Here is a 13536-nt window from a genome sequence, read left to right as displayed (position 1 = left end):
CTGTGAATTCAAAATTCCTTAAATTCAAACCTGTCCAATATAGAAAGATGGCTCTTTTTCTTATCCAGTGTTAAGCGATAATGCTCAATTTTATTTCATTATTGTCAGAATCAAGATAATCTGAAAATAAAAAAGGCTTCAGAATTGAAGCCTCTATATTATACAAAGTGAATGAGCTTTATTTATCTTTCACCGGGTTCATTTCCCAGTATCTTTCACGTACGTTTTCTTGGCAATGGTCCGCTCGCTCCGGCGTGTCCCTTTTACGAGTAGCAAAGGCTTCAATTACGGCATTCAAGTCTTTTTCTTTGATTTTAGATCCAACAGGCAAGTTTTCTTCAAACTCAGCCCTTACCAGTTCTTTCGTTTTTTTTTATAATCGGTTTCACTTTGGATTTCAGGTTTTAAACAAATATCGGCAACCATCACATCTGATTTGCCCGGGATCGGTTTTTTCCCGTTTTCAGATGCAAGGACCGCAGAGGAGGTAAAGGCGACAGACAGAGTTGCACATAACAGAAGGTATTTTAATTTCATGACTCACTCCATGATTATCAATGATGGTTGCTCAGACACATCATTTATACCATGCCTGTCACCGAATACGAGATCCCCATATTTTGGCTTTAAATATTATCCAAATAGGGTTTCATACACCTGGCTTCTGAAAGCAAGGTTCAAGGAGCTTCAGGGGGAAATCAGATTGTTGTCGACCCAGTACTTGTGCAAACCTACCACCCAAGTCCTGGAAATGGACGAAAGTTCATGCGCCAGTTCACGACAGCATTCAGGCGTAAAAATACGTATGGGTCCTGAAGTACCGATATCAACAGACATGATAAACTCCAGAATGTTGCCATGGCATAGGTTGTTTCTCAGCCTGACAATTTCTGCTTCAGGTGTTCTCCCGGCTGCTACCTTAACCAACATATCCTGCTCGGCTGGAAATGAAAGTAATTCTACCGGAACCCCTTCCTGCTTGGCCTTTCTCAGTAAGGCATTACTCATTACGGAGATACCCTCCAAGTCCACCAGCTCAGGAGCTGGATGCTGATCGTTAACTGTTGGTTTCAGCATCAGCGACTTCAACGTAACCATGAGTGATGTTTCAATCCCGTTCAGGAAGCTCGTACAGGCCGGTATCCATAGTTCGTGATGCAACGCCTCGGTTGCTTGTTTAAAGAACCAGTCAATCACGGGGACAGTGCGATAATCATAATAGTGATTTATCTCGCTGAATCTTGACATATAAGCATCGTACTCAGCCTGGTCTTCAGGAGATAAAAAATTTGGTGGGAGGGGCATCAGAATCCTTTCATCCTAGCTTGTATACCTTCTTCGTAGGCCAGCTCGCCATTATCGGTAAAAGATGGTTTTTGGTGTTTATGATAAAGCTTAATTTTTCGTCAGGCTTGATAGCGTTACCGGAGAGATTTGATCTTTTCTCTTCAACTCGCAATACTGTTTATACATACAGTACAAGAATTCGAGTGTAGCTATGTCTGTTATCCTTGAGCACATTAGCAACAAGCCTTACGAAATGGCACCTTTTTTCAGTGATTTACTAAGCTGTGGAGTGATGAGTCCGTGCGCCGGGCATGAAGATAATGAATTAAATTTGCATGAATATGTAGTCCGCAACCGCCCCTCAACCTTCTTTGTCAGGGCGGCGGGCCTCAGTATGATCAATGCCGGTATCAATGATGGAGCAATACTGGTTGTGGATCGGTCTTTAACAGCACGACACGGCTCTATCGTCGTTGCGCTGGTGGATGGAGAGTTTACGGTAAAGATCTTACACACGTATCCTGAGCTGCTTTTGATGCCTTCTAATCCAGCCTATAAGCCGATACGTGTAAATCCCGAATCCCTTGAGATATGGGGCGTCGTCACCTTTGCACTGAATCAGTTCAGCCATGTACATGCACGTTGATATTAACGGAGCCTATGCGGCATTTGAGTGTGCGATGGATCCCAAGCTGTCCAAAAAGCCGCTCATCATAGCCAGCAATAACGATTCGTCCGTCATTGCAATGAATAAACTGGCTAAAAGCGTTGGTATTAAGCGTGGGACCCCAATTTTTAAGTGCAGGGATTTGATTCAGCAACACCGGATCGAAGTCCGGAGCTCTAACTTTACTTTGTATGAAGACTACTCAAATCGCTTCCATGAAACGCTGGAAAGCTTCGCGCCTCAATCGAGTCGATATAGCATAGATGAAAATTTCATGTTATTGAAAAACATGAACAAGATAATAGATTATGAAGATTACGGCCGGTTGATCAGAAGTACACTTCTTCATAATCTGTCCCTTACCTGTGGTGTGGGTTGTTCAAGCACCAAAACCCTGGCTAAATTATGCACCTATGCGAGCAAACGATGGGCAGCTACAGGCGGGGTTGTAGTTTTGACTGATCAGGCCAGGATCAGGAAGCTCCTGAGCCTTATCAGTACCAGAGAAATATGGGGTATTGGTCGAAAGATCAGTGAACGCCTGTCGGCTTTCGGGATCATCACTGCCGGTGATTTTTATAATAGCGACGTTCGCTTTTTACGTAAAAGCTTTGGCGTTGAAATCGAGCGAACCTGGCGGGAACTGCATGGCGAACCATGTTTCCGGCTGCACGAGTCCCCTCCAGTCAGGCAACAGATTATCGTTTCCAGAAGTTTTGGTCAGCGCCTTAATGAGATAGGCAAGCTACATGAGGCAGTTTCATTTTTTACCGCCCGGGCGGCAGAGCAGCTGCGCAAGGATGGCTCGTGGACCCGTCAAATCACAGTCTTCATTCAGAGCAGCAATTATGCGCAAGGTGAAAACCGCTACAGCAATTGTGGTATCGAGCCGCTTACCGCTACACAGGACACCCGCGATCTGGTTGATGCAGCCATGACCATCCTGAAACGCATTTACAGACCCGGGATAGCGTATGCGAAAGCAGGGGTAATGCTCTCCGCTATGACTGACGGTACAGAGCAACTCAGCCTGTTTGATGAGCGCCCGGCCAGGCCTGGCAGTCAGGCCCTGATGAAAGTTATGGACCGGTTCAATAAAGAAAAGCGCGGAGCTCTGTTTTTGCTGGGGGAAGGCATTCAACAGGATTTTCGTATGAAGCAGGCCATGCTATCACCGAGATATACGACCCGCTGGGATGAATTACTCGTTGTAAAAGCGTAGCGGCCATGACCGGCATGGCCGTACTCATCAAAAGTGAAAGTAACTTTAGGCCCCGCGAGCTTTTTCGATTGCGCCCTGCAAAGTTGCTGCGTCCATAGCCCCGGGGATAAATGTGGTAGTCGCCGCATTCGGCTTTTTCATATTCATAATGATGAAACCGGGTGTGCCGGTGATCCCGAGCGCTTCGCCCAGCTGCATGTTGCCGGAGATCACGTTTTCATACCGGTTTTTTTCCCTGTCAGAAAACGTGCTGTTAAACCCTGACTTTTCCACCACAGTATTAAAGTCAGTGAGTTCGAATTTGCGTTGAGAGGTCATGAAGGTATGAGCCACAGCCATCAGGTTGTTGTGGTACTTACGATAGGCTTCAGCACCGAAATTCTGATAGACGTGCAGACCCGTAGCGGCCCCCATGGCAGATACAGGTTTTGAACCGGCAAAAATCGGGAATTCTTTAAAGAAGAATTTTACATCTTTGCTCTGATTCATTACCGATTCAACAACAGGTGTAACCCGCATGCAGTAAATACACTGATAGTCGAAGAACTCGATTACCGCGACGTCGGCGTCATCCGGGCCGATGTTTGGCGTCTCCTTGGTATCCAGCAGAGCTGGCGCATATGGAATTATTCGTTCCACTGAGGCACTCACGTTCTGATTTTCCAGCGCCTTACCTGCTTCCACTAAATAATGGGGATTTTTTACCAGGTAAGTAGCGGCAATTTTGCCAATTTCTTCCTCACTGAGCACCTTCGGTTTAAAATAAGTTGCCGTGATTAACGCCGAGGCAGCGGTAGCAATCACCGCAGAAATTAAAATCGTGGCCATCGGTTTTAAATAAAATTCTTTAGACATAGCTACCTTTATGCTTTTCAGCCTGTTAGTTATTAACCTGCGATGGATTATACTGGCCCGGTAAATCGGAATTATTCGTGAAACAATGCTTTTTGGAGATTAAAGGATGATTAGGCAGGGCTTTATACTCACAACAGCAATGCTTTTGAGTGGTTGCGGATATCATTTCGCAAACCAGGTAGATGCGTACGATCTAATGCCTCGTCCTGTTACAAATAAAAAGTTTCAGATAGTCCCTCCGGACGAAGGTATTCAGTCCAGAATGTTTTCAAGCCGTTTTGCTGATGGAATAGCAAAAAAAGGAGTCATTATTTCCACTCACCAGCCAGATTATGTGCTCAGGTTCCGAATCAGCAGCTCACAGGAGAACATGCAGTATAGCGAGCAGCTTCTTACTGGGGTGACAGGCTACGTTGTAGATAAAAAGACAACGAGAACTGACAAGCATGGCGAATCGCATACTGACTACGACTACAAGCCAGTCGATGGGGTAATAGGCACTGAGACGATGTCGCAGATGCACTATATGCGACAGCTGGATGTCGAGGTATACCCGTCAGCGAAAGGAGCAAAGCAGGTTCTGAAAGTAAGTATGCAAAGCAATGCACCTGTGCCGTCAGACAGCATTGCTTATTCAGCAATGATCGACGCCTTTACTGATAAATTTGATGCGCCGCTGCGTTCCGGAAATTATGTTGCAGTGATCCCCTGGAACTGAAAGCAGACGGCGGGAAGAGAATGTTCAAAAGTGACTTTTGGACACGCACATTAACGTGGCTATCGCCCTCCCCCATTAAAATCATAAAGTCGGTAAAGATCGCCCATCGTGATGGAATTGGGCTTATTAATGAATAGATACTGTAACTGTTCTTTATGTTGAGTACTGGTAGCTGCATTCATAAGCACTTCCAGGTAGAACCTGTAGCCTATGCTTCGCTCTGAATACATATACTGGAACTGCATCAGTAAAATGCCTGACATAACATACAACAGCAGCAGACTGAGTAACACAGTGCTATCAGGCTGTTCCAGTGCCATACTGACATACCCTGAACCCAGAATGCACAGAAGCCACCCCGTCATTAGAGCAGGCACCCTACGACTCAGACGTTCATAACAACGTTTTATTACGGGATCCCGGAGATACTTTTTGTCAGGTATCCCCGTTGCTCTGATGACGAAGTTACTGAGTATCGACATCTTTTTTCCTTCTGGACGCTCTCAGTCAATAAATCAGGCCAGGCGCTCATTGAAAGCTATCACGAGCTGCGAATCGGGATTTTTTACCAGTTCGGGCCGGATAACTTTTAGTTGCCTCGTTGGGGCGAGCTCATCTGTAGGCCTGATGGTGGTATTACCCGGCCCCTTGCGGGTACTGTCGGTGTTTACCTTGAGCTTTTTATTTCCCAGGTAGCTTTCCATCTTTTTAGAGATGGTGTCACCTGTGGTCGCAACACCAGAGAGTTCCTTTAGTTGTTCACCTTGATCCATTTGTACCGATGACATCAGAAATTCGATTCCGGGATCGTTTTCCGTTCCACAGGCTCCGTACTGACATTGTGCAGCGAAAACGGGCTGTACACCTACAGCAACCAGCATTAACGTACTCAGTAAAGTAGATTTCATACACACCTCTTACAGTCGGAAAAGTTACTTTTGCGCAGCGCCCATTTGGGTCACCAGGTTTTCCGGGCTCAGCCACCCCGTAAATAACTGCGGTTTGCCGCTTAGTGTCACCATGGTAGGAGTACCTTGCAGCGGGATTGTTGAGGCCACCTGGAAATGCGATTTGATAATGTTTAAGCAAGCCTCATCAGGACGTCCTTCCGGGATAGTTGAAACCGGATTCATCGCTGCATCCAGAGCTTCGTTTGGCTTTGCTGAACACCAGATTTTGGCCATGTTCCCGGCTACTACCGAGTTCAGTCCTGCACGTGGGAATGCAAGAAACTTAATCGAAATACCGGCATCAAGATAAGACTTCAGATCATGATGCAGTTTTTGGCAGTATCCACAGGTTATATCGGTAAAGATAGCAAGCCGGTATTTTTCGTTTGGTGATTTGTAGTCGATGGATTTAGTTTTGGATGCGAATTCCCGGACGCCCATTAAAATGGCCTGCTCAGTGGTGTTTACCACATCTTTACCTTTCACGTGGAATAAGCTCCCGGTAAAAATGTAATCTCCGTCTTTGCTCACGTAACTTACCCCCTCCCTGGAAATCACCGTAAAAATATCTTTTACTGGCGAGGGTTCGACGTGCTCGATTGAAAGCCCAATGGCTTTGAGCTTATCCCGGGCTGCATCTGGCAGTATCATTGTATTAACCGGCTCGGCATTCATCGTGAAGGCGGTACTTAATGAAAGAAGTAATACCGATGCCTTAATAATTTTTTTCATTTCTGCTCCTTAAATCGAGCACTAATATTATCACGCCCCAAAATTCCATAATTTTGCTTAAACGCTTAAATCAACGGGTAAAGCCGAAAGAAAGTCGATAGATATATGGGAGAATAGATAAAACGTAGATTCAGTGGAGAAATCGTTGTGTTTACACCACCAGCAGATGATGTGAAACCTATTCCCGTTCCTGATGAGATTTACACTCAGTGCATTACGGATGCCGCCCGCTACTTCGGAATTGATGCTGAACTGGTTTTTACGTTGTTTGACAATGAAGGCGGTAAGGTTGGTACTTTCAGCAGGAATACAAACGGCACTTATGATATTGGCCCAATGCAGATCAACTCATCCAATCTGCCTGAAATAAAAAAGCATTTCCCGACGGTAACGTGGCGGGTTCTGGCTTACGATGCTTGCGCAAGTTTCTGGGTTGGAACATGGTGGCTCTATAGAAAAATTGTTGATCGCAAGGGCAATGTGTTTGAAGGGATTGCAGATTACAACAGCAAAACCCCAAAGGTACGTGCAAAGTACATATTTAACTTCATGGTAAAGTACAATCGCCGGATCCAGCAGCGTAACGGGATGGGTGAGCTTTATCAATGGACCCAGCAACCTCCTCGATACAATGGCCATATAGCAAAAAATGTCCCGGAGCAAAACCCGACTCCTGTTGTTAAATAAATTCAACCCGATATTACAGAAGATCATCGAGTGGCTTGGGTAAACCACCACAACTATTTCGCACTGACTCAGGAGTAATATATTGTCTTTTTCTGCAAGAAATTTATTTAAGATTCTCTCTTCTTTCTTGATCCAGAAAAAACCTCATCATGAAGAAGTATGTGTTCATAAAGAAACAACAGCTGGTTTATGGGCCCCTCTCCCTGATTCGCATGTCGTGCTTTTTTTAGATTTCGATGGGGTTTGCCACAGGTGTAAAAATGAAACCTTTGAGCGAATGCCACTGTTAGAGAAATTGCTGGATAACTGCCCTGCCATGGTGATTGTTATCTCCAGCTCATGGCGTGAGTGCGCTAATACAAGTTATCTGAAATCTCTTTTCCGGATGCCTTATAGAGACAAAATCATAGGTGCAACCGGTTCGGTATATTTAAAACACGGACAGACTGGTGTGCGGGCTGCCGAGTGTGAGGACTTTGTCTTTTCACATCGAGTTAAAGCATTTATCTGCCTTGATGACGACGAATCATTATTTCCGGCTGGTTATCCGCATTTGCACAAAACCGATTATTACACGGGCCTCACCGAATCTGACCTTGCAGCTCTTAACGCAAGGTACCATCAGCTCATGGGACGCTGATGAACAAAGTAACTTTCCTTTTACCCTGTCACTGCTGAACTCGTACGCCCATCCACTTTAGGATTGATTGTTTTATACCATGCGCAATAATGTCTCATATGAATTCGACAAGAAAGGGACATTATGCTGCATCACTGTCAGGCTAAGTCACTGGATGACATATACCTTGAGGATATTCCCCACATCATACATCCGGCCACGGCGGTACATGACCTCGAAGATACCGCCCTGCCAAACCGGATTATTCAGGAATGGAATTTACCGCAGGGATATAAACAGTTTGTCAGCCGGTATCACCAGTTCCACCATCAATGCCCCTGGCTCGCTTACCGCGATACGCTTGACGACATCAGATACGGTAAGATCGTTCTGCTTAGAAAAGACATAACCGGCAATACCGGGCCGGGGGTAATATCAAATGGCAACCTACGCAATGACCTGCCCCTGTACCTCTTTACCCGTCTGCGCGATATCATCTCTCGTCAATTGAAACGCCCGGGGTACTATGTTCGATCAACGACACCAGCACAGCACGCCCAATCAACAAAAACCATTAATTCCAAAGCGGCTGGTCGTCTTCTCGCAGCTGGCGGGCTTTATAATGGAAATGTGGAGGGATTTCGACATACGGCTGAACAACTTGGCGGCGAAGCTGTTGAAGGCTATGACCAGGTATTGAACGAAACAACTTCAGGTATGCTGGTTGCAGCGGCTTCACTTCTGGTTATCCGAAATCCAAGGTCTGCGGATGAATTGAAAAGTTATCTCGGCAAGTACAAGAAAGCACATGTTTTGCTCGATGATATGAATGTTAGCGAATTGAACTACATACGCCGAGACAGAGCTGAATATTTAGCTCTCCGTGGACAATTCAACAATACTGTACGCCCTAACTTTCTTAAATCACTTTCAGACCACCCAGATGCCCTGGCTACGTTTGAACCTAACGATTTGATGAAACTTGCAACAGGCAAGGTCCCCTCTGGGTGGCAGGTTCACCACAAGATCCCTCTTGATGATGGTGGCACAAACGCTATAGACAACCTGGTACTTATTCAGAATTCACCATACCATTCAGCACTGTCGAAAGCACAATCCATCATTACGAAGGATCTACCGTATAATTCAAGCACCAAAGTTTTATGGCCATCGCCGAACGGTGTTATCTACCCGGTAGGAAAGTAAGAGGCGCTCATGAAAGATTTAACTCAACTACTCAGCAGCCTAAAGAGTTTGATGGTTGCAGATGACTACCCTTTAGCCAGCCCGGTAGCCCCGGAAGTCTTGAAAGACTTAATCTGCAATCCGCCTCCAGTGGAGTGGGCAGATCACAAAAAGAGCGCCTATATAGATATACAGAAACTCATTAAAACCAGGCTTGATTATGCCCAAGTGTTTAATGCTATGGATGGTTTTGAGTACAACGGACTTACGTTTTATAACCTTGTTCAGACAGAGAACGAAAATCTATTGTGGTCAAATATTTACATACGCAACTTTGAAGCACGAGACAATGAAATCTACGTTGACCCAAATCTCACTGATAAGGTGTTAATCGGAGAAGATGGCATGTCACTTTTCGCTTATAGTTTTGCAGACGACTGCTTTCAGATAAGAGACAAAGCATCTACTGATTATGTTATTGAATCTCATACAGAGTTTGATAGATTTTTGTCTTCACTGATTCAAACTGTCAGTTGAATGTTCCGCAAGAGCGGTACTTCTGAAAAAAAGGCCGCAAACACATACTTTGCGGCCTTTATTGTTTAGCAGTAATTTACAATCAATTGATAGTCATTTCAGGAGGTTATATTCAACCTCCCTTATTTTTTATTTTCATTAAGCCACTGATCCGCTCTATCGACACGTGACTGGTAAGGCTCATTTGTGTTGCTCAGCTCTGACTTCATGTACTGAATGAATTCATCTGCTTTCTGAGGCCCAAAGCGAGGGTCATCCGTCAATTGCTGCCGGATAGCCCTTTCAGAGTTCTGCGCTGCATTCGCATAAGTCGAAACGCCGTCGCTGCTAATACTCTGATACCGGTCACTTACTGCTGCGACGCCATCAGACATCTGCATGTGATTAAGGACCTTACCCTGGAGAGAATCAGGCATATTTGCAGGGTTAGAAGCATCATTTGCTATCGATGTCTGGGTTTGAAGGATGCCCGCTCCCGTAAGCATCTCATTTACCGGTTTCGCCCCAACGCTGGTTAGCGTATCCGAAACAAATTGCTGGCCCCCGAGTAGCGCACCAGAAATCGCGCCCCGCTCAGTGTTGGCCTCTATCTTTTCCCCAACCAAGCGATCTGTGACGGTCTGAGTGCGGTTACCAACGAGACCACCGCCCGACCCACCCTCTCCCAGGTTTGCCCGTACGACTGACTCAAGTGAACCATCAGCTCTGTTATGAGTGTTGAAACTGCTATGGATGCTCTGAACGTCATTCATACTCCAGTTAACGTTATAGTTACCCAGTTCATTAAGGATCTTCTGGGTATCCGCTTTGAGCTGCTCTCTTTCGGCACCGGTAGCCATGGTGCTGGCACCATAGGTAAAGACAGCTTGCTGTGCCAATTCAGCTCGCTTATCGTCCCGGCTTAAGTTCGGGTTGTTGGCAACACGACTAAAGTAGTTATCAGTGTTATTAGATAAGCCACGAACTTGACCGCTCTGATACATACTGTTCAAAGCAGTGGCTCGTTGATCCATTCCATCACCAACCACCCGACCTCCGGTAGCCTTTTCCAGATCGTTAAATGTGCCTTCTGCATTTCTGACATCCTGACCCGAATTGACGACTTTCTCTACACCCTGATTATTCAGTACAGGTCCATTCGTTTTGAGAGAATTAAGCACATTCCTTTCTTCATCAGAATAAGTGCGACCCACGTTGTTGTTATGTATTCCCTGAATATCGCCTTTGCCCGCGTTATCAAGGTTATAAGGAGTAAAGCCAGCTTCACTATTTCCAGGGACACGCTGTGTCGCGTCCTGAGCGTTGGAGGAAAGACCAAGTTTAGCCTGCGAATCTACACTTCCCCCCAGTTCCCCTACGCGTGACGCACTCATCACGCCAGACGTATTTACGCTGTCAGGAGTTCTATCCTGTGCCTGAGTGATAGTATTAATTCCTGACCCGTCGCCTGAAATTCTGTCGAGCTGATTGGTGATAGGTAGCAGCTGCTGTGCATTACCACCGAAGTCGGAAACCAGACTTTTAAGCAAGCTGGAGGTTTCACGGAGATCCTGTTTATTACTTTCGGCCGTCTCTCCCCGGGCGGTATCAATCGCAATTTTTTGCTCACTGAAATCTCGTGTTGCAGCCACAAGCGCGTCAGTACGTTGAAGCTGCGATCCAAGCTGATTACTGGCCTTGAAGGTATCGTTATAGGAGTTGAATTTCTCCATAAACGCATTCTCATCCAGCCCATTCTTACGAGCAAAATTCCTTACATCATCATCACTGAAGTTTTTGTTGCGAATAGAATCGGAGAACCTGTCCAGGTTAATGCTTTGTTTAGAATCAAGGCTCATTCCACTGTTGGAGCTTGCGTTAGTCGAAACCGATGTGGAAATATTTTGCGCCATCGTCTGTGTCGCCTGGTTCATTTTCGACGATGCTTCTTTAAACGCATTAGTATTGGATATCTGATCGCTGCTTACCTGAGACGCCGCTTTACTGAACTGGTCAGTTAACGCAGAATCCTGGCTAAGCTGATTCGTGATTGCTTTTGAAAGGTCATTTGAAAGCGAGTCACTGCCTGTATTGGTCTTAGATGCACCGCTACTCAATTGCCCTGCTACAGCCGCTTTCAGCCCGGCTCCATTGCCAGTTCCAACACCTCCATTAAGCCCAGCGTTGAGAATAACATTTGAAGCAATGCTGGCCATCTGAGACGCACTCACCCCATGTTTCGTTGCAATACCTTCTGCTACAGAGGCACCAATCTTATCCGAGATCTGCTTCATTGTTTGCAGGTTGGTTGAGAACTGCTGGCTCGACTGTCCTGACCTGCCAATTTCGCTCATCTGACTGTAACCAGCCTGGAATGAATTACTTGCCGCACTCATAACTGATGAGGTTACAGCTGATCCTTGCCCTTGGCTGTTAGCGATACTTGAACCAGCATTCCACATTCCAAGACGGAAATTACTTGAATCAACTGCGCCGCCATCGCTGTACCCCTGACCGGTACTGGTTAAGGCGGTTCGTGTCACGTCACCAAATGAAGATTTACCGCTGTTAGGGCCATCCCATACTTTGGGCGTTACATGACCAGTATCCACCGGCGCATCGGGGGTCACTCCCTTAACCGCATTCATCATCGGGTGAATCGACTGTGTCATCAGGAATAATGTGAGTACCGGAATCAGAGCATAAAGGGCGGAAGCAACAGACAGGTATGAACTGTATGTTTCCGCAAGCCCTGGGAGCCCCATCCACGTGACGGCATTATTCTGGCTGTTGAGGGTGCTCCAGGTATCCAAGTCGGCCGTCGCGACTTTCTTCACATACGCGTTGACCATTACTGCCGTAAGCGGCCACATATTCACGAAGAGGATAAGTTGCAAATATTTCGCCGCAGCGGCAACACCATTACCACCTAACGCTAGCAGCATAAGCAAAGCAAATGGAGCAACCATATAAGCAAACATCTCAAGGAATGCGATTGCTGCTCCCGACAGTTGTAACCACAACTGGCCCTGTGAAGCCATTGTGTTGGTTCGCTTCAGAGAAGCCTCAAACAACTGCATATCGGAAGCCAGACCGAGTGGGGTCTTATATTTGCTTGCGCCATTTCTGAGCTCATTCATTATGAACAGGTTCAGGGTGGCGTCATACGAACCAATAGCCTTACCGTACATACCATTTGCTGACGCCATAACATCAGTAAAGCTTGCGCCGGTAGGTGCACCATTTGCTTCGTCTGGAGTAAGGATGCCGTTTGTCTGTCCTATAAGGGAAATAGTCTGGCGAGCTTCCGCTGTACTGGTAACCTGTTTCACAGTTGACCAGACCTCATCACACGTACCAGATTTTGAACCGTTAGCGCCAACAATACTGGCAGAAGCATTCTTCAGAGCGCCTTTCATCGCCTGATTAATCCGGTCCATGCTATCTGCCAGATTCGCTGAGAAAATATCGTTAAAAATAGTTTCTTTACCGGCAATATTTGCGCTTGAGTTTTGGGTAGCCTTCAGGCAGTTGTATGCAAGAGACTGAACGGTAGCACATACGTTCATTGGCCCTAGCCCGCTGGCCGGTTCCGGAAATGCGGAACAGTAGCCCTGGCTATCGCCGCCCCATTGCAAAAACTTCACGAATCGGATCATCGGACCTAGGGTGATGTCATCGTCCAGAGTTGTTGCAGACAGGTCCACCGGAGAAAGCGGATCAAACGCTGTTTTATAATCCTTCAGCAACCCCTGGCTTAAGTTAGTGGTGACGGTGGCCATCGCAGCAATAAAAATTGGAATTCCGTCGACGTTCCTGACCTCTCCCGACTTTACAGATTCAATAGTTACATCCACTCGAACCATTGCCATCATGAAAAGGATCAACCCCAAAAACCAGGAGAAAAAGGGTAATTCATTTTTGGTCGGTGCCTGAAGCCATAGCCACGTTTTATAGAATAGGCTCACACCTGCTACAACGGCGGCCGTGGTCAGGAACTCTTTTACACCAGTATATTGAGAAAAGATCAGGGCAATACCGGTAAACGCCGACCAGACAAAATCAATATCACCCAGGGTATATATGTTGTAATCCATG

General features: G+C 46.2%; 14 protein-coding genes. 7 read left to right on the top strand and 7 right to left on the bottom strand.

Annotation, left to right across the window (positions count from 1 at the left end; genetic code table 11):
- Positions 1-351: 351 nt before the first annotated feature.
- Both OVA10_RS24195 and OVA10_RS24190 read right to left on the bottom strand, forming a co-directional pair.
- On the bottom strand, positions 352-537 hold the full coding sequence (locus OVA10_RS24195; protein ID WP_268197085.1) for a hypothetical protein: 186 nt from the start codon (positions 535-537) through the stop codon (positions 352-354).
- Positions 538-687: 150 nt separating this feature from the next.
- A complete protein-coding gene (locus tag OVA10_RS24190; protein ID WP_268197084.1) occupies positions 688-1305 on the bottom strand; it encodes a hypothetical protein in 618 nt (205 codons plus the stop codon).
- Between the two features lie 193 nt (positions 1306-1498).
- On the opposite strand from OVA10_RS24190, the gene umuD reads away from it, so the two are divergent.
- Positions 1499-1933, top strand: a complete 435-nt coding sequence (gene umuD, locus OVA10_RS24185) for a translesion error-prone DNA polymerase V autoproteolytic subunit (protein ID WP_000111290.1) — start codon at positions 1499-1501, stop codon at positions 1931-1933.
- Positions 1923-3176, top strand: coding sequence for a translesion error-prone DNA polymerase V subunit UmuC (gene umuC, locus OVA10_RS24180; protein WP_250318990.1), 1254 nt, complete (start codon positions 1923-1925; stop codon positions 3174-3176). The genes umuD and umuC overlap by 11 nt, the downstream gene beginning before the upstream one ends.
- A gap of 45 nt (positions 3177-3221) precedes the next feature.
- On the opposite strand, the gene OVA10_RS24175 is transcribed toward umuC, so the two are convergent.
- The gene (locus tag OVA10_RS24175; RefSeq protein WP_000031378.1) at positions 3222-4031 is read right to left on the bottom strand and encodes a DsbA family protein; all 810 of its coding nucleotides are present in this window, start codon (positions 4029-4031) and stop codon (positions 3222-3224) included.
- 106 nt (positions 4032-4137) lie between these two features.
- Between OVA10_RS24175 and OVA10_RS24170 the strand changes: the two genes are divergently transcribed.
- Positions 4138-4749, top strand: a complete 612-nt coding sequence (locus OVA10_RS24170; protein ID WP_268197083.1) for a hypothetical protein — start codon at positions 4138-4140, stop codon at positions 4747-4749.
- A 59-nt stretch (positions 4750-4808) separates the two neighbouring features.
- Here the strand turns inward: OVA10_RS24170 and OVA10_RS24165 are convergent, their stop codons facing one another.
- The 3 genes from OVA10_RS24165 to OVA10_RS24155 form a co-directional block, all read right to left on the bottom strand.
- Complete coding sequence (locus tag OVA10_RS24165; protein ID WP_268197082.1) at positions 4809-5069, bottom strand: hypothetical protein; 261 nt, start codon at positions 5067-5069, stop codon at positions 4809-4811.
- A gap of 195 nt (positions 5070-5264) precedes the next feature.
- Positions 5265-5657 carry a hypothetical protein gene (locus OVA10_RS24160; protein ID WP_268197081.1) on the bottom strand — a complete coding sequence of 131 codons (393 nt, stop codon included), beginning with the start codon at positions 5655-5657 and terminating at the stop codon, positions 5265-5267.
- A 24-nt stretch (positions 5658-5681) separates the two neighbouring features.
- On the bottom strand, positions 5682-6431 hold the full coding sequence (locus OVA10_RS24155) for a thioredoxin fold domain-containing protein (RefSeq protein ID WP_047744981.1): 750 nt from the start codon (positions 6429-6431) through the stop codon (positions 5682-5684).
- 147 nt (positions 6432-6578) lie between these two features.
- Here OVA10_RS24155 and OVA10_RS24150 point away from each other — a divergent pair, with 147 nt between their 5' ends.
- The 4 genes from OVA10_RS24150 (at position 6579) to OVA10_RS24135 (ending at position 9459) form a co-directional block, all read left to right on the top strand.
- Positions 6579-7118 (top strand): lytic transglycosylase domain-containing protein, encoded by a 540-nt coding sequence (locus OVA10_RS24150; RefSeq protein ID WP_000494968.1) that lies wholly within the window; start codon positions 6579-6581, stop codon positions 7116-7118.
- Positions 7119-7200: 82 nt separating this feature from the next.
- Positions 7201-7758, top strand: a complete 558-nt coding sequence (locus tag OVA10_RS24145) for an HAD domain-containing protein (protein WP_268197080.1) — start codon at positions 7201-7203, stop codon at positions 7756-7758.
- Between the two features lie 123 nt (positions 7759-7881).
- Positions 7882-8943, top strand: a complete 1062-nt coding sequence (locus OVA10_RS24140) for an HNH endonuclease signature motif containing protein (RefSeq protein ID WP_268197079.1) — start codon at positions 7882-7884, stop codon at positions 8941-8943.
- A 9-nt stretch (positions 8944-8952) separates the two neighbouring features.
- A complete protein-coding gene (locus tag OVA10_RS24135; protein WP_268197078.1) occupies positions 8953-9459 on the top strand; it encodes a YrhA family protein in 507 nt (168 codons plus the stop codon).
- Positions 9460-9581: 122 nt separating this feature from the next.
- Here the strand turns inward: OVA10_RS24135 and OVA10_RS24130 are convergent, their stop codons facing one another.
- Positions 9582-13535, bottom strand: coding sequence for a conjugal transfer protein TraG N-terminal domain-containing protein (locus OVA10_RS24130; protein ID WP_268197077.1), 3954 nt, complete (start codon positions 13533-13535; stop codon positions 9582-9584).
- Position 13536: the final 1 nt, after the last annotated feature.

It is taken from the genome of Lelliottia sp. SL45 (assembly GCF_026672535.1).
GTDB classification, from domain to species: Bacteria; Pseudomonadota; Gammaproteobacteria; order Enterobacterales; family Enterobacteriaceae; genus Enterobacter; species Enterobacter nimipressuralis.
Note: the sequence above shows the minus strand (reverse complement) of the source record. Positions and strands in the feature narration are given on the sequence as shown.

Excerpts from the sequence above, each read along its gene's own strand:
- OVA10_RS24195 (WP_268197085.1), bottom strand. The coding sequence starts at position 537 with ATGAAATTAAAATACCTTCTGTTATGTGCAACTCTGTCTGTCGCCTTT.
- OVA10_RS24190 (WP_268197084.1), bottom strand. The coding sequence starts at position 1,305 with ATGCCCCTCCCACCAAATTTTTTATCTCCTGAAGACCAGGCTGAGTAC.
- umuD (WP_000111290.1), top strand. The coding sequence starts at position 1,499 with ATGTCTGTTATCCTTGAGCACATTAGCAACAAGCCTTACGAAATGGCA.
- umuC (WP_250318990.1), top strand. The coding sequence starts at position 1,923 with ATGCACGTTGATATTAACGGAGCCTATGCGGCATTTGAGTGTGCGATG.
- OVA10_RS24175 (WP_000031378.1), bottom strand. The coding sequence starts at position 4,031 with ATGTCTAAAGAATTTTATTTAAAACCGATGGCCACGATTTTAATTTCT.
- OVA10_RS24170 (WP_268197083.1), top strand. The coding sequence starts at position 4,138 with ATGATTAGGCAGGGCTTTATACTCACAACAGCAATGCTTTTGAGTGGT.
- OVA10_RS24165 (WP_268197082.1), bottom strand. The coding sequence starts at position 5,069 with ATGGCACTGGAACAGCCTGATAGCACTGTGTTACTCAGTCTGCTGCTG.
- OVA10_RS24160 (WP_268197081.1), bottom strand. The coding sequence starts at position 5,657 with ATGAAATCTACTTTACTGAGTACGTTAATGCTGGTTGCTGTAGGTGTA.
- OVA10_RS24155 (WP_047744981.1), bottom strand. The coding sequence starts at position 6,431 with ATGAAAAAAATTATTAAGGCATCGGTATTACTTCTTTCATTAAGTACC.
- OVA10_RS24140 (WP_268197079.1), top strand. The coding sequence starts at position 7,882 with ATGCTGCATCACTGTCAGGCTAAGTCACTGGATGACATATACCTTGAG.
- OVA10_RS24135 (WP_268197078.1), top strand. The coding sequence starts at position 8,953 with ATGAAAGATTTAACTCAACTACTCAGCAGCCTAAAGAGTTTGATGGTT.
- OVA10_RS24130 (WP_268197077.1), bottom strand. The coding sequence starts at position 13,535 with ATGGATTACAACATATATACCCTGGGTGATATTGATTTTGTCTGGTCG.